At 61.4% G+C, this 18,740-nt stretch carries 16 protein-coding genes and 1 pseudogene; 10 read left to right on the forward strand and 7 right to left on the reverse strand.

The features are described 5' to 3' along the window. The first annotated feature begins 276 nt into the window (after nt 1-276). The 5 genes and pseudogenes from IEY31_RS13895 (at nt 277) to IEY31_RS13910 (ending at nt 6,836) form a co-directional block, all read left to right on the forward strand. Nucleotides 277-1,812, forward strand: coding sequence for a hypothetical protein (locus IEY31_RS13895; RefSeq protein ID WP_188973005.1), 1,536 nt, complete (start codon nt 277-279; stop codon nt 1,810-1,812). A 1,034-nt stretch (nt 1,813-2,846) separates the two neighbouring features. Further along, nucleotides 2,847-3,311 (forward strand): annotated as a pseudogene (locus tag IEY31_RS19085) (TniQ family protein); the annotation flags it as partial. Nucleotides 3,312-3,356: 45 nt separating this feature from the next. Further along, nucleotides 3,357-4,271: a hypothetical protein gene (locus IEY31_RS18740; protein WP_229723636.1), complete on the forward strand. Its 915-nt coding sequence runs from the start codon at nt 3,357-3,359 to the stop codon at nt 4,269-4,271. Next, entirely contained in the window at nt 4,222-5,985 is a 1,764-nt protein-coding gene (locus IEY31_RS13905) for a Mu transposase C-terminal domain-containing protein (RefSeq protein WP_188973009.1), read from the forward strand. Before IEY31_RS18740 ends, IEY31_RS13905 begins: the two co-directional genes overlap by 50 nt. Further along, nucleotides 5,982-6,836, forward strand: a complete 855-nt coding sequence (locus IEY31_RS13910; RefSeq protein WP_188973011.1) for a TniB family NTP-binding protein — start codon at nt 5,982-5,984, stop codon at nt 6,834-6,836. Before IEY31_RS13905 ends, IEY31_RS13910 begins: the two co-directional genes overlap by 4 nt. On the opposite strand, the gene IEY31_RS13915 is transcribed toward IEY31_RS13910, so the two are convergent. Then, nucleotides 6,837-7,760: a tyrosine-type recombinase/integrase gene (locus tag IEY31_RS13915; protein WP_188973013.1), complete on the reverse strand. Its 924-nt coding sequence runs from the start codon at nt 7,758-7,760 to the stop codon at nt 6,837-6,839. It lies immediately after the preceding gene. 151 nt (nt 7,761-7,911) lie between these two features. Here IEY31_RS13915 and IEY31_RS13920 point away from each other — a divergent pair, with 151 nt between their 5' ends. Both IEY31_RS13920 and nucS read left to right on the forward strand, forming a co-directional pair. Next, nucleotides 7,912-8,226 carry a helix-turn-helix domain-containing protein gene (locus IEY31_RS13920; protein ID WP_188973016.1) on the forward strand — a complete coding sequence of 105 codons (315 nt, stop codon included), beginning with the start codon at nt 7,912-7,914 and terminating at the stop codon, nt 8,224-8,226. 260 nt (nt 8,227-8,486) lie between these two features. Further along, nucleotides 8,487-9,242, forward strand: a complete 756-nt coding sequence (nucS, locus tag IEY31_RS13925; protein WP_188973018.1) for an endonuclease NucS — start codon at nt 8,487-8,489, stop codon at nt 9,240-9,242. A 70-nt stretch (nt 9,243-9,312) separates the two neighbouring features. Here nucS and IEY31_RS13930 read toward each other — a convergent pair whose 3' ends face one another. Together IEY31_RS13930 and IEY31_RS13935 are read right to left on the reverse strand one after the other, a co-directional pair. Further along, nucleotides 9,313-9,501 carry a hypothetical protein gene (locus IEY31_RS13930; protein WP_188973020.1) on the reverse strand — a complete coding sequence of 63 codons (189 nt, stop codon included), beginning with the start codon at nt 9,499-9,501 and terminating at the stop codon, nt 9,313-9,315. A 157-nt stretch (nt 9,502-9,658) separates the two neighbouring features. Next, a complete protein-coding gene (locus IEY31_RS13935; RefSeq protein ID WP_188973022.1) occupies nt 9,659-10,063 on the reverse strand; it encodes a hypothetical protein in 405 nt (134 codons plus the stop codon). A gap of 390 nt (nt 10,064-10,453) precedes the next feature. On the opposite strand from IEY31_RS13935, the gene IEY31_RS13940 reads away from it, so the two are divergent. After that, nucleotides 10,454-12,049 carry a histidine kinase N-terminal 7TM domain-containing diguanylate cyclase gene (locus IEY31_RS13940; protein ID WP_188973024.1) on the forward strand — a complete coding sequence of 532 codons (1,596 nt, stop codon included), beginning with the start codon at nt 10,454-10,456 and terminating at the stop codon, nt 12,047-12,049. A gap of 637 nt (nt 12,050-12,686) precedes the next feature. Here IEY31_RS13940 and IEY31_RS18745 read toward each other — a convergent pair. The 4 genes from IEY31_RS18745 to IEY31_RS13955 all read right to left on the reverse strand — a co-directional run bounded on the left by IEY31_RS18745 (nt 12,687) and on the right by IEY31_RS13955 (nt 15,223). Next, the gene (locus IEY31_RS18745) at nt 12,687-13,130 is read right to left on the reverse strand and encodes a transposase (RefSeq protein ID WP_308424333.1); all 444 of its coding nucleotides are present in this window, start codon (nt 13,128-13,130) and stop codon (nt 12,687-12,689) included. Beyond that, nucleotides 13,091-13,720 carry an IS630 family transposase gene (locus IEY31_RS18750; protein ID WP_229723637.1) on the reverse strand — a complete coding sequence of 210 codons (630 nt, stop codon included), beginning with the start codon at nt 13,718-13,720 and terminating at the stop codon, nt 13,091-13,093. The genes IEY31_RS18745 and IEY31_RS18750 overlap by 40 nt, the downstream gene beginning before the upstream one ends. A gap of 102 nt (nt 13,721-13,822) precedes the next feature. Continuing rightward, a complete protein-coding gene (locus IEY31_RS13950) occupies nt 13,823-14,533 on the reverse strand; it encodes an alpha/beta fold hydrolase (RefSeq protein WP_188973026.1) in 711 nt (236 codons plus the stop codon). Between the two features lie 234 nt (nt 14,534-14,767). Next, entirely contained in the window at nt 14,768-15,223 is a 456-nt protein-coding gene (locus tag IEY31_RS13955; protein WP_188973028.1) for a DUF1775 domain-containing protein, read from the reverse strand. A 703-nt stretch (nt 15,224-15,926) separates the two neighbouring features. Between IEY31_RS13955 and IEY31_RS13960 the strand changes: the two genes are divergently transcribed. Together IEY31_RS13960 and IEY31_RS13965 are read left to right on the forward strand one after the other, a co-directional pair. Next, the gene (locus IEY31_RS13960; protein WP_188973030.1) at nt 15,927-16,154 is read left to right on the forward strand and encodes a hypothetical protein; all 228 of its coding nucleotides are present in this window, start codon (nt 15,927-15,929) and stop codon (nt 16,152-16,154) included. 242 nt (nt 16,155-16,396) lie between these two features. Next, complete coding sequence (locus IEY31_RS13965) at nt 16,397-18,691, forward strand: tetratricopeptide repeat protein (RefSeq protein WP_188973032.1); 2,295 nt, start codon at nt 16,397-16,399, stop codon at nt 18,689-18,691. The last annotated feature ends 49 nt before the right edge of the window (nt 18,692-18,740 follow it).

Here is an 18,740-nt window from a genome sequence, read left to right on the forward strand (position 1 = left end):
AAAGGGAACACCCCCCGCGCGGCTTGCCGGCCGTGGTTCGCAGAGGGTGTCCGTTCCGAAGAATTCGATTGTTTTGCGAACTGGGGAGTTCGCAGGCATTGCCTTACGCACAGGATACGCGCCTGGGCATGTTCGGTCAACAGACCGAACGACCCTCAAGGGTCAGGGAGCGTTGGGGAGTTCCACAATGACCATCCACGAATCGCCGGACGGCGAGACGACGAGATTAGAAATCACCCTTGTTGAACTGCGGCAAGCGTACAAAGGCAGTGAGGAATGAGCGACTCTCTGCTGATTGCCCAGCCGGGAAAACAGAAAATGACGCTGCTGCGGGAGAGCTATCAGGCCATCTGTGACGGCGATCCTTGTGCGGCCCGGTTGCTGAACGCGATGGAGCGCTGGCATTTCTACAAACTCCAGGCCCGCGAGGAGGTGCGGGGGCGCAACCGTGCCCGCCGTCAGGGCGGCCTGAAAGCGGAGGGCGACGAGGACCTCTGGGTGCGCATGGCCATTGACCCTAAGGACGCCAAAAGCCTCGGCTGGTGCGGGGAACTGATGGACGAGTATTCCTACAAGGTCGTCAAACGCGGCCTGGACCTGCTGGTCGACAAAGGTTTCGTGGCCAAGCGCGAGAACCCGCGCCTGAACTGGGACCGGACGCCACAGTGGCTCTTTCAGGTAGAGATTGTTCAGAAGGCCGTGGACGCCTGGGGCCAGTCGCGTGAAGACCCTGCCATGAGTGATGACCCGGACGGAACGGCTGCAGACCGGCATGACCCGAAAGACGGGGAAAAACCCGTTGTAGACGAGTCGGCAGATTTGACTGATAGCACTCGGCAAATTGACCGAGTGGAGACGGCACAAAAGCCGATTGGAGACGGCAGAAAAGCCGAGTCAAGTCGGCAAATTGACCGAAGCAATAACACAGATATCCTTCTACAGGAATCCTCTCCAGAAATCCTTCAACAGACATCACCACTCACGCGACCTTCTGAAGCTGTCGCTCCATCCTCTGTTCCCGGTGATGGTGGGTCTTCGGCAGTCGCCGAACAACAGCAGGCCACACCAGCCAGGACGCAAGGCGACGAGGACTTGCCCTTCCCGATTGATCAGGACAAGATTCTGGAAAAGCCTGGAGCGTTGACGTCAACTGCTTCTGAAAAGGTTCCGCCCGGCGGCGCGGCGCTGCTGACGCTGATGCCAGTGCCGCGCGCAGTCCTTGAGGGGCGGCCTCGCCGGGATCCACTGGGGATGATCACGCTGCGGGCGGTCTTGAAGGCCTCGAACAAGACGCGCGAAAAGCACCTGGACGCGTACCTCAAGTTAGGCACCCACAGCGGTCTGCCCCGTGATCTATTCACGCGGCTGACCGATCAGGAAATCAATGGCGCACTTAAGGCCGCCCAGCAGGACACGCCGCTGGACAAGACCGGCCAGGGATTTGACCGCATCGCCCTCCTGGCGCTGGACGTGTTGATCGGTGAACCAGTAACGGCCGAACTCATCGCGAGCGGCCGGAACCCTCCGCGGCCCTCAGAAGAGCCGCTGGGCCAGGCCTATCAGGTCAAGAATGGGGCCAGCGCGGCGCCCAGAGCAGAGCCTCAGCCCGAGGGGGGACCGCCGCTGGACTTACGAGCCCAGTACCTGGGACTGTGGGAACTGAAAAATAATCCGGCTGTCGTGGTGAATGTCCTGGACCTTGAGGAACGCGCGGGCGCCGCGCCCGTGCTGCACCTCAAGGACGACAAGACCCTCTCCCCCACGGAAATTACCCTCAAGTACCGCCGCCCGGCTTTCATGACTGTGGCATAACCGCCCTGGTCCGGTGCCCTGGCAGAGCCCTACCCAGGATGTGAGCTGCATGTCGCGCGTCCGTCGTCCTACCCCCACATTTCTTAACTTGTATCCGCCGCAGTACGCCACCATTGCCGAGCTGGAGGCTGAGGGTTTGCGGCCGGCTGAGAATCAGCTGCCCGCCGCACTCTTCAAATGTAAGGAACGGGAACGGGAGTCGGCTTCGGCCCTGTACGCCCGTGCCGAAGCCACAGCTATCGTCCGGGGTGAGTCGAGACGGACATGATTTTCTTCGTCCACCGCGTGATTTGCGGTGGAGGGGCATCGACAGGACATTCTGCTGGGTGACGGCCCGGTCGGAAGGAGAATCAAGATCGGCAGTTGCATGCCCACGAGAAGGTTTCAGATTTGCGTTGAAGGTCTGCACCTGCCGCCTCATTTCCGCGAAGTCCATCCGCCCGTCCGTTCCTTCCGCGCTGTCTTTCTGGCTAGGGCGCTGCCTTCTGTGGGCGGATGGAGGCGAAACACTTCGTCTCTTGGTTCGTTCAGTCCAACTTCTGGAGTATTGGAAGTCAGTCTTGATGCTTCCTTGCTGAAATTGGCGGATCCGGAACTGAAGTTTCTGGGTCATTGAAACGCCGCTCACTTTATGAGCAAATCTTCACCGGGACCTGGGCAGAATCAAAATAAACTGGATTAATCTGATTTATTCATCCAACCGGGCGACCCAAGTTCCCTTACCCTCCTTGGTATTGTCTCTACAGGAGCGGACGGACGGCGATACGGGCGCGCGGCGGCCTGCATATTCAGACGAAATAGTCCAACTTATTCAGCGAATTCAAGAAGAAGTCCAAATTAATTTGCGAAAAAGTCCAGCTTAATTTGAGAAAATTCCTATTTAGAGCGCCAAAATGTCCAGAATTCCGTGATTTTTCGCAGACTGGATCTGAAATTTTTTATTCGGAGATACGTCGGGAAGGCAGCGCGAGCGCACGTTGGCGTCTGCATGAAGCTGACTGGAGAACATCAGCCAGCCGCTGTGAAGGAGCACTATGCCACCGACATCTTCAACTGGCTCGCAGGCCGACCTTCCCCTTCACGTCATCCCCCTCCCTGGAGAAGCCTTCGATTCCTGGTGGTCACGGCTGGCAAGCACGTATGCCGTGAAACCCAAGGAACTTGCTCAAGCCTTAGCCCCCAGCGATCAGGAACACGTGGCTCTTCTTCGACCAGCCGATCTTCTGCCGGATACGCAGCCACTGATACGTGACCTGGCTGAACAGACAGGAATAACACAAAGTTTGTTGGCACCGCTGTTCCTTCCTAGTTGCTATCCCCTGAACCTGAGTTACCAGCGACTCCCCCACTCCTTTGCTGCCCGCCCCAACAGTTTTCATGCCCACCGCCTCTGGGTCCTCCCTCGCCGCACCTCCGTGTATTGCCCGCAGTGTCTGGCCACAGATGTCATTCCATATTTCAGGAAAGCCTGGCGACTACGCATCACGACCCTCTGCCCTGTTCATGGTCAACCTATGCGTGAAACCTGCCCACACTGCGGAACCTTGACGGGCCGACTCGACAGTGAAGCAGGGCATGGAAGCATTCGGCTCTGCCAGGTCTGTGGCGAGGACCTCTGTACGGCGCCCAGAAGAAAGCCGAAAGACCATCAGGCCACGTCCCGGCTTCTCATCGGCGCGGTGCTCCTCGAGAACCTCAGCGTGCAGGAAGGCGAGTGGGGACGCTTCACCGCGGTCAACAATTGGGATTTTGCTGGTGCCTTCGCGGACTGGCTGGAGACAAAAAGTATCGCCCTGATCAACGCCTTCGTCTTTTCAGGGCGACCTCTACCAGCAGGTATCAGTTGGGAAAAAGCGAGCCTCGCTCACCGCAACGCTTTTGTGCAGTCGTTCCACTATCTTATTTCGCGCTACGCGTGGGAACGCCAGCAGGTCATCGAGTGCCTGCCGTTTGAAGCTCAAGCAGCCTATCGCCGGTGTATGGAGATTCACGCCTCAATAGGCGAGCGTTTCACGTTTGGTGCTCGCCCGTGGGAGGGTTGGTCACGCCCCTCCTTCAAACCAGCTAACGCTTCGTACGACATCTACATTTGGAGGCACGTCTCTCTCGAAGACACCGAAACGGAGATTCATCTGGTGTATGCCAGTTGGTACACCGACGTCTTGAAAGGCACTCAATGCCACCTTGGAACAGCTGGCACCCTGACAGAGGCCATTGCCATCTGCGTTGACGATCACTGTGCCCACTGCGAAAAGAAGGAGGTTCCCGAGTCTAACTTCTTCGCCGCTCCGAGCAATATCTGGATCTACCGCTGCACCCGCTGCAGCTCGCTTTATTCCATCACTACCTCTGACGTTCCATTGATCAAACCTCAGCTGCACTTTGGAGGAGACTATGAGAACAGTTGTCATGACCCAACCCCCCCTATTGCGAGCGGGAAACATCATTCGTCTGAATGATCAGAGTTGGCGAATCGACGAGATTCTCTCCAGTGGACACGCAATTCTCAGTGCGTTAGGAGGCATAGGGGCAAAACAGGTTCGGCCACTCTCAGATCTGGACATCTCACCTGAGAAATCTGTCTCGCTCATCGCTGCGAACGACACACCGGCCAAGCGTGGGCGTCTTGATCTCAAGTGGCAGTTCCAGGACCTCTACTCGCAGATGACTGCGCACGTGATTCCTGATGCTGTTACAGTTGCCGGTCGTGCTGTCGGCATTGCACGAAGTACGGCCTACACCTGGTGGCGGCAGTGGATGACCGACGCACCACTGGTAAAAGAATACCGCTCAGATGTTCACCGTTCCCGTATGCCTGCGGAGATTGAGGCCCTTATGCAGGAGGTGATCACTGCTGCTCACGCGCTCAATCAGCCCCGATCAAGAAAACGAGCCTATCACGATCTGCAGAACAAACTATCTTCGCTTGGCCTCCGGAACATCAGTTACGCGACGTTCTGTCGCCGGGTGGGAGATCGGCCGGTTCTGGAACGCATGAAGCCACAGCGTGGACGAAAAGCTCAGGATCAACTCCGCCCGACGAAGAAAGGAGAGGTCGGGGCGGGCCCACTGGATCTGGTGGAAGTGGATCACTGGATGATCGATATGATTCTTCTCGCCGACCATGATCGGCGGCCTGTCGGTGTCGCCTACCTCACCCTGCTGCTAGACACCGCGACCCGAGTCGTTCTGGGCTACTACCTCTCCTTTGACCCGCCCAATCAGTACGCGGTGGGCCGCGCGCTCTACAGCGCCTTTCAGCCTAAGACGGAGGTCCTGCACCGCCTGGGCATTCAGGGCGAATGGCCGTGCTGGGGCGTACCCAAACGGCTGCGTCCAGACAACGCCGCCGAATTCAAGTCACGGCTTCTCCAAGACCTTTCACTCAAATACCGCTTCAGCCTCACCCCTGCTCGACCATATCGACCTCGAGACAAGGCCAAAATAGAGGCGTTTTTCGGCACCCTGAGCCGATATGTAAAAGACCTGCCCGGAAGCACCAAGGCACTCCCTGGGGGCCGTCAAGATGGCGCGCGCGAGGCTACCCGTACCCTTCGTGAACTTGAGACGGAGTTGATCGACTACATTGTCAACGGTTACCACCGATCCATCCACGAGACCCTGCAGTCCACGCCGCTCAAGGCATATCAAACTTCGCCGCACCCGGAGCCCGTCTATTCACCCAACCGGGAGGCACTTCTTGTGGATGTTCTGCCTCAACTTACCGTTGGACGAAAAGTTCATCCATTTGGTGTACTCGTGCACAACATCCAGTACTGGAATGACAGCCTCATTCCACTGATCGGTCGATCCGAGAAATACATTATTAAGTACGATCCTTATGACCTGAGCTCTGTGTGGTTGCTGCAGGGGAAAGCGTACATTCGCCTCCGGTACAAGGATCTGGGATATCCCAGGCTTACACTCAGAGAATACAAGCAGACGCGAAAGGCTATGCGGGCTGCAGGCCATGATCCATCCGATACCGACTCCGTCATGGGATTCTACCGGCGTAGTGAGGAGAGGTCGGCCGAAAGTCGTGCCGCCACCCAGGCCACGCGGCGTTCAGTGACGACTGAGCCGCAAACCAAGCTAGAGCAGCCGCCTGAGCGCCCTACAGCCGCGGACAAACAGACCTGGCTGGCTGCCCCTTTGCTCCTGGAGGAAGATTGAATCTCACCGCAGCAGCGCAGCGGTTGCTCCAAGCTCCGCTCAACGAGCAGATCACTCATGTACGGCGTCGCCGACGTCTCAACTACGCCGCAGCGAATCAGTTTATGTCGAGGGTGCAGAACCTACACCAACATCAGTATCAGCACCGTTCACGCTGTCTGGCCCTCACCGGAGAGCAATGGCATGGAAAGACCACGCTGCTCGATTGGATTCATGACCGGGCAAAACAACATTCCCCCCACGGCACGCCCAGTCTCCGGGCAGATGTCGCCGCAGGGTGGAACCTGGTGTCACTCTACAACGTTTGCCTCAAGTCATTGGGGGCCCCAATCTCCCTTCGAGGCGACAGCGACCGGAAATTCGATGCGCTCTGCAAAATCCTCGCGAAGAAGGAGACAAATCTCATCATCCTGGATGAATTTCATGACGTTCGGCGGTGCCAGCCCAGACAGATGCCCATGATCCTCTCGGGTCTGAGAGCCCTGTGCAACCTCCCTGGCGTCACGGTGGTGCTTTCCGGCCTGCCTGAGGTCGTGGATATCCTTCGCAACGACCCCCAGCTTTCGTCGCGATTTGAACGACATCAACTGAGAAAATGGGAGGATGGTCCGGAATACTACGCGTTTCTTGCGACAGTTCTATCTGATTTTCCTTTTCCAGAAGAATCAGAACTGCTGAATCCAGATTCAGAGCTGGCGTCGAAGCTTCTGCATTTGGGGCGGTATCGCCTGGGGGCATTTTCCGTCATCCTCTGTGAGGCCGCCTGCTTGGCCTTGGCAGCGGGACGACCCTGTGTGACACGCGCCGATATTCAAACGGTTGCAACCACCTTCTGGGCAGGACAGGATTAATCACCATTGTTCCACTTCGGCTGCAACATCATCCTCGTCCATCCTGACGTAACGCCTCGTGGTGTCCACCGAACTGTGCCCGAGGAAGATCGCAACCCGGGTGAAGTCCCGGGTCTGGTGGTACAAGCGTGAGGCGGCCGCTTTGCGGGCAGCGTGAAACCCGCGCCATTCAACTTGAGCGTCGCGGAAAAGGTTCTGTACACGGTAGTACGCCTGATTGTAAGTCCAGTCAAAATAGGCGTCCTGGCCTGCGGGTGCAGGCAATGTTAGCAGCGCCTCTCGGGTTCTCGCACTGAGCGGCACCTGCCGCGTCTTCTCCCCCTTTCCCTTCACGAGAAGTACGGCGCCGTGGAGGTGACTGCGCCTTGCCATGAGGGCTTCTGAAATGCGGAGGCCACCGTGCGCACAAAGCAGGAGAAGTGCGCGAATCCCTGGTGTGGCCAGCTCCAGCGCCCTTTCAACCTCCTGGTCATAAGGAGGGTTTTTAACAGCGCTGCGGGTGGGATCAATAGGGCTCCGGACGTCCTCAGGGAAGGGGCCTTGGATCACGTCCGCCCAGTGCAGTGCGCGGTACAGGAGGCGTACAGTGGTCAGATAGGCGCCGACGGTGCTTGGGGCAAGATGTGAGCCGCCCCGACGCCCTCGATTCGGACGATTCTCCAGATGCAATCGGTAACGGGCCAGGTCACGGCGCATGGGCTGGGAGATATTGACGTCTTCAGCTTCACACCAGATCAGAAAGGCGGAAAGCCCAGTGCGGTAAGCGAGGAGTGTTCGTGGGCTGATATGCGCCTGTTTCCGGCTGGCGTGCAACAAATAGAATTCCAGTAGAACGCCCAGGCTAGACTCGTCCCTAGCGTCCGAGATGTTCCTAGCCCAGTGGCTGATGGTGTCATCGTCGGCTTTTGAAAGCCACTTGAACATACTCGTTGAGGAGACAGGCATGTCGATGCTCTAGTAGGAGGAGGGGAAGTCGGAAAAATCTATTCAGGTATTAAGTCTGTAAATGTATTTAATAGAGAATCTATAATAAAGAGTGGTGCCATGCCAACTGGGTCTCTAGCGTGTCAGGGCTATGGCCCAAGCCAAACGACCCAACCGCACGTTCGAAGGCCGGAAATCCCAAGCCCTCGGAAGGATGGGGAAAGGCATGAACCTAAGTGGTCCCAAAATCCGGCAGGCCCGGCTGGACAGGAACCCCCAATGGTCGCAAGAGGAGCTGAGCGCCGCCGTTGCAGAAACGTATGGCCTTGACCTCTCGGCCACGACCATCAGCAAGATCGAGCGTGCAGAGCGGAGCATGTACGATTTTGAGCTCCGAGCACTGTGTGCTGTGTTGAAACTGGACGCCAATATCGTTCTTGAATTGACTCCATCTGCCATTAAGTGAAGCGGTCCAGGACGGCGTCTATGGCCCTGAAGGTGCTCCATTTGCGGTGTCGACACTGTCGAGAAAGAGCATTGTGACGTCGGTGTCCGCAAAGGGGTCTCAAAGTTTGCGCTTGGGTTTTCGAATATAGAGCGTGACGCTGCCATAGTTCTAAGCGTCCTGTCGTTCTGGTGTGCCCCGGCAGTCCATCACCAGGGCGCCATAGGCACAGCATGCCGCGCTGACCAGAACCCGCTGACGTGCCATGCCACCATGCCGGCATGATCCGCGCTCAACTCCTCACGCCGGACCCCGCCAGTCTGACCACCTTCCTCAACACTCACACCCGCACCCGCGACGTCCTCCTCCAGATCGCTGGCCTCGCCGAAGTTACCTACCACGGCCGCGCGGCCAGCACCGCCGAAGTCGGCGCGTACCTCGTCCTGATCAAACGCGACGGCAGCCTACAGATCCACGCGCCCACCGGCATCAAACCCATGAACTGGCAACCCCGCACGGACGAACTCAGCGCCCGCGTCGAACACGGTCACTGCGTGTTGCACGCGTCTCGCCGCAGTCCGGAGGAGCTGGTGCGGGTAACCTTCCTTTACCCGCATCTGGCTCTCGCGCTGGATTTGCACGAGGAGGCGTCCTTCACGCTGTCCGGTTCAGAAAAACAGATGCAGGACGCCCTGGCCCGTCACCCGGACCTGATTGAGCCCGGCCTGACCGTGCTGGACCGCGAGCTGCTGATTGATTCCGGCGGCATCGACCTGTACGCACGCGACACACACGGCCGGTTCGTGGTGGTGGAACTCAAGCGGGGCCGCGCGACGCAGGATGCTGTCAGTCAGCTGGGCCGTTACGTGGCGACGGTGCATAAAACTGGAGTGGGCGAGGTCCGGGGCATTCTGGCCGCGCCGTCGATTACCGCGCCGGCCTTGAAGGAGTTGCGCGCCCGTGGCCTGGAATTCCGCGAGATCGGGGCCTGGCCGGATGCGCCCGCACCCGCTGTCCTGCCTTCCCTGTTCGACTGAACGCCAGTCACCTCAACCCCCGCTCCACGCCTGGGGAACAATGGCCATCCATTGCCTCGCCAGTCAGTCCTCAACTCGCACGCAAGGCCTCCAACGCCCCCGGCAGAATGAACGTGGACAGCGGCCCCACAGCGCCCACCAACTCTCCACTCGACAGCTCAAACCGCAAGTCCTGTTCTCCCAGCTTCAGCCGGATCATGGCCTTGCCCACCCGGATCTTTCTGGCGAACTGCACCCGCGCCAGGGGCGACTCGAACACGCAGATCGGGCCAAGACGCGATCCTGAAGCCGTCCCGCCTCCTATACCTCGGGGCGAGGCAGAGGCCAGGGGAAGCCGTCACTTCCGGGCCATCCGGCCTGCAGCAAAAGCCGCCACTTCAGATGAAGTGGCGGCCCCTCTGGGGGAAAACGGCGGCTCAGTCGCTGGCGGCTGCGCCCATCACCGGAATCGTCAGCGTGGTCAACACCTGATCTCCCGACATCAGGGCGATGGACGCGATGTCGTTGACCCCCACGCTGGTGTCGTCGCGGCTCACACTCACGTTCAACAGCAGGGTGTTGCCGCGCTGCGTGACGCCATCCAGGGTGATGGTGGTGCCTTCCGGCAGCCCCGTGACGGACAGACTCAGGTCACCGGGAACGGTGTACTCCAAGGCCGACATCGGAACCACCAGCGACATCCACGAGCTTTCGGTGTAGAGCTTGGTGTAGCCCAGACCTTCACCATCGCTGGCCGAGACCCGGACGGGGTTGGGGGCGGCGAAGGCGGAGCCGGCGGCGAGGGTCAGGGCGAGCACAGCGGTCATCAGGGTCTTGTTCATGGTCTTTCTCCTTGTCTGACGTGGGAGCGGGCGTGTTTCGCCTGTCGCGTCGTCTTGAGACAGAGCATGCGCCGCCCCTGTGGAGAGACGGCGGAGAATTCGTGCAGGTTTCGCCCAGGCCGTAGGTGGTCCTGACAGCCCTCCCCCCGTTCCTCGGTCCTGAGTCGAAACGGGGAGAGGAACTAACGTTCCAGCCGGCGAACAAAGCGTGCTGTGTCGCTCAAGGCCCTTGAAGGCCACCCTGCCATCACCAGCCGCAGCAGTCCACGGCAGAGCGCAGAATTCTGCAAGACCAGGCGCTGTACATTAAGACAAAATGATCATCTCTCTCTCCTTTCGCTGGGCTGGAGTGGGCGTAGGGCCGGGGGCGGTCCAGCCCCCGCGCAGCCGATGACCGAGACCCTGGCCACCGGATACGCCGCGTGGTTGTACGTCACCGGGCTCGCGGCCCTGGGTATCGCCCACTTCGTCTGGCGACGCCGAGGTGCGCCGGGCGCCCGTCCCCTCGCCTTCCTGCTGCTGGCCCTCGCGCAATGGAGCCTGACCTACGCGCTGCACTGGGATAGCCCTTCGCCCCGACTGCAACAGTTCTGGCTGGACGCCACTTTCTTCGGCGTGGTGAGTGCGCCGGTGTGCGTGTGGCTGTTCACCCGCGCCTTTACCCAACCGAACCGGCCCATGCACGCGGGAGCCTGGGTCACCCTGCTCGCCGTCCCCGTCGCCACCTGGGGCCTGCTGCTGGCCGGCGATCCAGGCGGGATCCTGTTCGGGCAGCTGGGAACGTTGGAAGCCCATACCAGGCTTCAGGGCGGTCCCGGGTTCACGGTGGTGGTGGTGCACGGTTACGGCTTGATGCTACTCAGTGCGCTGCGGCTGGCGCTGTTCTTCCGGAGCGCAACGGACCCGTACCGCCGTCAGGCCGGGATCCTCCTGGCGGGCCTGGGGCTGCCCTGGATCGTGAACCTGGTCAGCGTCCTGGGCTTGAGCCCCTTTCCCGAACTGGACCTGACCCCCATGCTGTTTCTGATCACCGCCCTGGTATTCCTGTGGGGCCTGCTGGGATTCCAGCTGTTCGATCTCGTGCCGGTCGCAAGGCATCAAGTGATCGAGCAGATGGGGGAGGGCGTGGTCGTCCTCGACCGGGCGGGGCGGCTGGTAGATCTCAACCCGGTGGCCAGGCAACTCGCCGACCCAGCGCTGCCGACCCCGCTCGGCCACCCAGCCGAACGGGTGTTTGAGCAGTGGGGTGTGGCCGCGGCGTCCCTGGGCGCCCTAACCGGAGACCGCGAGGCAGCGTCGGCTGAACTGACGCTGGGCGAACAGCATCTGGAGGTGCGGGTCACCCCCCTGCGGGACGCCCGGAGACAGGTTCAGGGGCATATTGTGGTCTGGCGAGACGTCACGGCTCAACGCGAAGCCGAGGCCGAACTGCGGCTCGCCCACGAGCAGCTTCAGCTGCGGATGGCCGAAATTGAGCACTTGCAGCACGCACTGCGCGAGCAGAGCGTCCGTGACCCTCTGACTGGCCTGTACAACCGCCGGTACCTGCAAGAAGCCCTGCTGAGTGCCCAGGACAGCCCGTTCAGCGTCGTGCTGTTCGACCTCGACCACTTCAAAGCCGTCAATGACCTGGCCGGTCATGCTGGAGGTGACGCGGTCCTGCGCCAGGTGGCCGCGTGTCTCCAGGCCTCGCGGCAGCCCAGCGAGACGATCTGCCGCTATGGCGGAGAGGAGTTCATTGTCGTGTTGCCTGGTCTGGACAGCGCTGCTGCCGTCTGCCGGGCAGAACAGTGGCGCATGGAGATCGGGGCGCAGCAGGTGACGTATGGGGCGCATCTCCTGCGCGTGTCCATCTCGCTGGGGGTCGCCAGTTTTCCACAGCACGGCCCTGACCTCGACAGCGTGCTCTTGGCCGCTGATCAGGCGCTTTACCAGGCCAAGACCCAGGGGCGTGACCGCTGGGTCTTGGCCGCGCCCGTGGTCTGAACGAGACGCTCAGCACCAAGTCACCTTCCCCGGCAACTTGCCACAACCCCCATCAGGGCGGGCAGCAGTACGGCAGCGCACATCCTTTTGGCCCGCCCGTCTCCTCAACATGCTCCCCGCCCGCCGGTGGGCGGTATAGATCGCAGACTATGAGTCCACACTGCAGGAGTGATATTCCTTCCTGCGCCGGAAGCGGATTCGGCAATGTCTGCGCATCTGGCGGATGGGGTGGCAGATCCTCAGTCAGGCAGTGCGGTGGGTAGCGACGCCTTCTGGGACTGCCTCGAACTACTCAGCATGCCTTTTCCATCGACTGGAACGTCAATTCCTCGAAGTGACAGGTGCTGAGAATTACAGGTTAAAGGGCGTTTTGAGTTCGAACGCTTCCCGCAGCACAGCAGATAGGGGGTGACGCGTTGGTGGTGCTTGTCAGTGGTGGCTTTTCTGCTCTGCCATCTTCAGAACCTCGACGTGCCCGTGAGCGTGCCGGGATCGTGGCCGCACTGGGGCGCCTTGGCGAGAACTGTACGGTTCTCGTTCACCCCCGAGATGCGTCGTAGAGCGCTTCAACTGGAACTTGACGCTCTCGATGCCTTCCAGCACGTACATCTTGCGTCCTCGATTTACTGATCCATGTTTAAGTCAGTAGCGACGCGGTGAATGGGGTTCCCCGGATGAATGCCAGCGACAGAGCCTTGCGCCGAATGCGTTGCCAGCCTACCGTCAGCCGTTTCTTCAACTCGCTCACCGACATCGCGCAGAAATTCCCCACGACATTCCGCTTGAGATCGGCCCAGATCAGCAGGGTGGAGTTCAGTTCCGGCGCGTACGGCGGCAGGTAGACCAAGGACAGGCGTTCGTGCAGGTGCACGAACGCCTGCACCGCTTTCGACCGGTGGATCATGGCGCGATCCAGCACCACGATCACCTCGCCGTCCACATGTCGCAGCACATGCTCCAGGAACGTCACGACCCCTGGTGAGCGCACCGCGCCGCGGTGCGTGTGGTGCAGGAACTGCCCACCTGTCGTGATGGCGCCGATCACAGACAGATGTTCCCAGCGGAGTTTCGTGGGGATGATGGGCGTCCGCCCACACCGTCCCCAGGTACGTACCTTCCCTTCGTCGTTTTCAAACTGAAGTCGCTTTCGTCCAGAAACACCAGGGGGGCGCCCTCAGCGACTTTTTTTTCCAGCGCCTCTCGCTGCACGCGAACCCAGGTGGCGATGTCGTTTTCGTTACGCTCCACGGCCCGCAGTGCGGGCCGCTGATACGTGAACCCCCAGCGCCGGAGTTTCCGGGAGAGGTGCGCCCGATCCAGCCACACGCCGTAGGCCACGCCGATCACGTGGCGAATCTTCGGAATCGTCCAGCCACTGGTCTCAAAGCCGTGCGACCGGGGGTCACCATTGATCATGGTCCCAATTTCGTCCTGCTGCGCTGCAGTCAGGCGCTGTGGTCGAGCTGTGGCGCGGGAAGCGCGCAGCGCTTCCTGTCCATCGCGGTTCAGCCGAGCACGCCACGCACGGATTGTGAACTCGGCCATGCCGAACTGCTGGGCCAGGTCGCGGGTCGTGCGGCCGGAGTCGGGGAGGGCGGACTGGGCGGCAAGGCGCCGTTCTTCCTGTTGGGTGCGAGTGAGGCGGCTGAGCCGCCAGAAGGAAATCGTCACACCTTATGCTACATATTTACGCATGCATCAGTAAATGTGGAAGGGCAGCGCCATGCTGAGGAGGACCGGCAAGCGGTAGACCACACCACGGCAGAGCAGTCCTTAACTGGTGAGATCCGCGAGCAGACGCGCCAGCTCGGTGGGAGCCGTCCACATGGGGACGTGCCCGGACCTGAGTTCGATCAGGGTCCAACTGTCTTCGCGTGCACGTTGCGCTGAGGCAAGGATGGCAGTATCTGTCGGTGAGGCCGGCTTTTCAGTACACAGGATGAAGGTGCAAGGCAGCACGGTGGTGAGCTTGGCACGCACCGCCACCGGTTCCAGATAGGGGTTCCAGGGCATGGCCGTATGCCGCCCCCGACCTTCTGTGGCATCGATACTGTCCTGATCGGGTTGCAGTTGAGGAACGAACCAGCCCTGGCCCGCGGCATCCACCCAGGCCTGGATAGTTGACGCGAACGCAGGCTCGAAGGCATCGACAGTCCGGTCCCCAGGTCGAACAAAAAAGGCGTCGAGAAGAACCAGCTGTGCAAAGACAGACGGCTGGAAGGAGGCCAGACCCTGAGCCAGTGGGCCGTTTAAGCTGTGCGCGACCAGGATGACGTCAAGAAGGTCCTCAAAGCGGATGACGTTCAGGACATCATCTAGGAACGTGGCCAGCGAAACGGCAGGACTGAGCAGATGCGAGCGCTCACCGTAGCCGGTCAGGGTCGGGGTATACACGTCATGCCCGTGGCAGCGAAGCTCTTTGGACACCGCACGCCAGACCCAGCCGCCGGACCAGCCCCCATGCACAAGCACAAATGTTGCCATCCTCACTCTCCGAAGACGCTGGAAGGAAGGGATACGCGGGCGCAAGCCGCCGTCCCGCGTCCTGTCCACGTGGATTATGGGCGTAGCCGACCTGCTGAACATCTCCAGAATAGGTCTTCTTGAACCGGATGGCCACCCCTCTGGGGCCTGGGGCCACCCAAATTGGTCACGTGCGCTGGATGGCCAAGGGCCCTGAGGTTGCCACAGTTTGGTGACTCCTGCACGCCTTTGGTCTTACTTCACGGTGATGGATGACGCCGGGAAGTCCTTGGTGGCATCGTCCCAGGCCGTCACCGTGCCATCCTCGTACTTCTGATAGACCTTCCAGCTCAGGCTGGTTGCTTCTTTCGGATTCGTTCCCTGGAAGTAGAAGCGCGCGATCTCCTGCAGATCAATGTGACCGCTCCAGATCACCGCGGTAATCTTCCCGCCCGCATCCTTTTCGAAGCGGCGTTGCCATCCCGGTGCCTGGACTGTGCGGGACAAGGTGAAGCCTGCAGGGATCAACATCCGAACTTCGGTGGTCGCGCTCGTCGCCGCGCTCTCGTTCGGCACCTGCAAGCGGTACATCTCGGTTGCCCCCAGGGCACTCTCGGCGGAACCCAGGTCTGTACGCACCACCGCGTGGGCGGAGGCACTGGCTCCGAAGGCGAGGACGGCCATCGCGAGGAAGCTGGTGAGTGTACGCATGTTCTGTCTCCTTTGTGACCCCTGGGGGTAATGGGAACTCACAACTGCGTGCTCAGCTGCGACAGTGGGCACGGTTGAAGTGAGTTCCGGACGGACAGGAGGTTGTCTCCCTGGTTGGCCGCACCAACATCTTGAGGTTAGGTCCCGTGGCCGTGTCCTGCATCGGGTGAATGACCCACAGCAGTCGTTTCCCGTCATAGACAAGATGACCCACCCAGGGCCCTCCCTGATCGCTTGCCACAAGGTATGAGAACGCGTCCCCGGTAGGGGACGCTTCCCGACTGTCTCCAGCCGTCTTCAACCACATCCAACAGGGGTTGTGGAACGACGTCTAGGGCGCTCACACGCTGGCCTGAATGGTCACGGGCCTGCTGCTCTCAGAGCGCAGTTTCATCCCCGCCTGGCTCCCTCCCATCCGCTCCCGTGCCACGTTCATCCAGAGCAGCGAACGTCGACTTCATCGGTAGTTGGAGAATCCAGCCATCGACTGTGGCCGCATTTACGGTCCACTGGTCACCCATGCCCTGCGCGACTGGGGCAGTCAGACCCTGATCCTGGCAGCCCCGGATGGCCAGCGGCTCTGTCAGGTGCGTGATGTGCAGCTCTCGCCCAGAAAAACGCGCTGCTTCCACAACATCACCCTCACTCACAAGCAGTTTGGTCCCGTTTACATTGCTCTGGCAGGTGGTCAGCGACGACGAGCATGGAGGCCTTTGCTGAGTACGGCGAGCACTTCCAGATTGAGGAAGGTTTCCTGAACGAGAAAAGCAGGTTGTTTGGTTTGGAAGATTCCAACGTGCGAGATCCGCTCAGTCTCGAACGGTTGGCAACTGTGCTGCCCGTGGCGACATTGCTCCTCGTGTTTGCAGGCATCGAAGTGGTGCGGCGGGGGATCGACGTGTCGTCGATCCCCACTGGCGACGGGCGCTGAGCTATCTCGAGATCGGTCTCCGGTCGGTTCACTACGCGCTAAGCCATGGGCAGGCAATCTTCTCTCACCTGACACTCCAGGGCGGAGCTGATCCTGAGCCCCAAGTCAACGGAAGCGCCATAAACAGAGAAAAGCTGCGTGAGCACGATCTTCTGACGCACTCTAGGTGGATCATGCATGGAGGTATTCGCTTGATCCAGGAACCTCGTATGCTCCAAGTCTCCGGAGTCGTACAGTGGATCATGACGGTCCTTCGAACGATGGATCCCGGCGATTTCGCCTTCCCGGAGCTGGTGGGCCGGGATCATGAGCTCGCGGTGGCACGGGAACTCCTGACCCGCCCAGATATCCGGGTGGTGAACATCCGAGGCGCCGGCGGTGTCGGTAAGACCCGCCTGGCCCAGGCCCTGCTGGCCGACATCTTCCCCAACTCCGACCTGGGCGGCTGCTTCGTGGATCTGGTTCCCCAGCGCGGTGAGGGCCAGCTCCTGCCGGCGATCATGCGCGCCCTTCACCTGCCGGCCTCACCGGATCCAGCGCTGGATCAGCTCGCGGCCGCCATCGGCCACCGCTCGATTCTCCTGGTGCTCGACAACCTCGAACACCTGCCGGGCCCTGAGGCAGACCTCGCCGCCCTGACCTCACGCCTGCCCGGTGCGCGGTTGCTGATCACCAGCCGGCGTGTGCTGCACCTGCGCGGCGTACAGGAACTGCCCCTGAGGCCCCTCGCCGTGCCTGTGAATGACGCCCATGCCTCAGCCAGTCCCGCTGTTCAGCTGTTCGTGCAGCGGGCCCAGGAGGTCGCCCCCGACTTCGCGCTGAGCGCCGACAACGCCGCGGTGCTCAGCGCCATCTGCAGGGTGCTGGAGGGTCTGCCGCTGGCGCTGGAACTGGCCGCCGCCCGCCTGCGCGCCGTTGATCTGGAGGGTCTGCTGGGCTGGCTGAACGCTCCCCTCGAAGTGTTGACGGACGGGCCCCTGGACGACGCACCACACCGCCAGTCCCTGCGCAGTGCCGTTCGCTGGAGTGCCGACCTGCTCAGCCCCACCGAGCGCGAGGTGTTCCTGGCCTGCGGGGCCTTTCTCGGCGGATTCACGCTGCAGGCCCTGGAAGCGGTGGCGGGTGTGGACGGGACCCAGTCCGTGTTGATCGCCCTGGTCGAGCACAGCCTGGTACAACGCGCGGCTGGCCCGGAACCGCGCTGGCGGCTGCTGGAACCCGTGCGGGAGTACGCGGCCGGGGAAGGGCGATCCTCAGGACGATCCGGGCGACTGGCTGATCGTCACGCACATTTTTTCCTGTCTATGGCCGAACACATCGCGTCGGGTGGCGTTAACCTGACGCCTGAGGGCATGGCGCGCCTACAGGCCGACGACGCCAATCTGCATGCCGCGCTGGAATATCTTGTTGCCGCTGGGTTGGCCGGGGAAGCGCAACGCTTCGTGCTGGCCCTGACCGGGTACTGGGCGAGCCAGGGGGGGCTCTCCAGGGCGGTGGCACTGTGCGCCAGGGTGCTGGCCCTGCCCGGAGATGTCCTGAGTGCCCGGCGGGCCGAGGTGTTCCAGTCGTCGGCCTGGCTGGCCCTGCGCAATCATCAGCACCGCGAGGCCGTGAGGTGGGGCCGCGAGGGCCTGGAGGTCTGGCGTGCCCTCGGGGACCCGGCCGGTGAGGCCTCGGCCCTGTCCACCCTCGCCGATGTGCTCGGCAGCCAGGGTCAGGCTGCGCCAGCCATCAAGTACTTCCAGCAGGCCCTGGGGCTGGCAGAGGCGCAGCACGACCTGCCGCTGCAGGCGCAGACGCAGCACAACCTGGGCTTCACTCTGGGTCAGGCCGGGGATTACGAAGCCGCCCTGGCGCACCTGAAACGCGCCCTGGACCTGTATCAGACACTGGGCTATATCATGGGTGAAGCCTATTCCAGCGTCGCATGCGCGCGGATGAGCGCGCTGCTGGGGGACCTCGATGCCGGCCTGACCCACCTGCGACGGGGCTGGCGGGTGGGCCAGACGCTCCGCGACGTTTTCTTCGAGGAAAGCCTGCTCTACACCGCGGCGCTGCTTTCCCAGCGCCGGGGCCACCTGACGCTGGCTGTACGGCTGTCGGCGGCCAGCACCGCCGTCCAGAGGCGCTCTGGTGTCCGGATGCCGCCCAGCTGCGAGGTCGAGCGCGGGGAGCTGATCGATGCCCTGCGCGCTGCGCTGCCCACAGGCGATTTCACGGCGGCCTGGGAGGTGGGGATGCACGCCGGGCCGGAGGTCGTCGCCGCTGAGCTGAACGAGGCCGTGATGGCCGATGGCCCCGGCCTGCCGACCGCGCACCATCTGACGCCCCGGGAACAGCAGGTGCTGATCCAGGTGGCTGAGGGACACAGCGACAAGAAGATCGCGCAGGCGCTGGGCATCAGTCCAGGCACGGTCGGGAAGCACGTGGCCAGCCTGCTGGGCAAGCTGGAAGTGCACAACCGTGTGGAGCTCACCCGCTGGGCCATCGGGCACGGGCTGGCCGAAGGGGGTCAATCCAAGCCACCCCGTTCATGAGCGCCTTGGACTGAACTCAGGCCTGAACACGACAGCATCGGCGCACAGG

The organism is Deinococcus aerolatus, from assembly GCF_014647055.1.
Lineage (GTDB): Bacteria > Deinococcota > Deinococci > Deinococcales > Deinococcaceae > Deinococcus > Deinococcus aerolatus.

What these genes read in the sequence shown, in the direction of transcription:
- IEY31_RS13895 (WP_188973005.1), top strand. Translation starts at nt 277, where the DNA reads ATGAGCGACTCTCTGCTGATTGCCCAGCCGGGAAAACAGAAAATGACG.
- IEY31_RS13905 (WP_188973009.1), top strand. Translation starts at nt 4,222, where the DNA reads ATGACCCAACCCCCCCTATTGCGAGCGGGAAACATCATTCGTCTGAAT.
- IEY31_RS13915 (WP_188973013.1), bottom strand. Translation starts at nt 7,760, where the DNA reads ATGTTCAAGTGGCTTTCAAAAGCCGACGATGACACCATCAGCCACTGG.
- IEY31_RS13920 (WP_188973016.1), top strand. Translation starts at nt 7,912, where the DNA reads ATGGCCCAAGCCAAACGACCCAACCGCACGTTCGAAGGCCGGAAATCC.
- nucS (WP_188973018.1), top strand. Translation starts at nt 8,487, where the DNA reads ATGATCCGCGCTCAACTCCTCACGCCGGACCCCGCCAGTCTGACCACC.
- IEY31_RS13935 (WP_188973022.1), bottom strand. Translation starts at nt 10,063, where the DNA reads ATGAACAAGACCCTGATGACCGCTGTGCTCGCCCTGACCCTCGCCGCC.
- IEY31_RS13940 (WP_188973024.1), top strand. Translation starts at nt 10,454, where the DNA reads ATGACCGAGACCCTGGCCACCGGATACGCCGCGTGGTTGTACGTCACC.
- IEY31_RS13950 (WP_188973026.1), bottom strand. Translation starts at nt 14,533, where the DNA reads ATGGCAACATTTGTGCTTGTGCATGGGGGCTGGTCCGGCGGCTGGGTC.
- IEY31_RS13955 (WP_188973028.1), bottom strand. Translation starts at nt 15,223, where the DNA reads ATGCGTACACTCACCAGCTTCCTCGCGATGGCCGTCCTCGCCTTCGGA.
- IEY31_RS13960 (WP_188973030.1), top strand. Translation starts at nt 15,927, where the DNA reads ATGGAGGCCTTTGCTGAGTACGGCGAGCACTTCCAGATTGAGGAAGGT.
- IEY31_RS13965 (WP_188973032.1), top strand. Translation starts at nt 16,397, where the DNA reads ATGACGGTCCTTCGAACGATGGATCCCGGCGATTTCGCCTTCCCGGAG.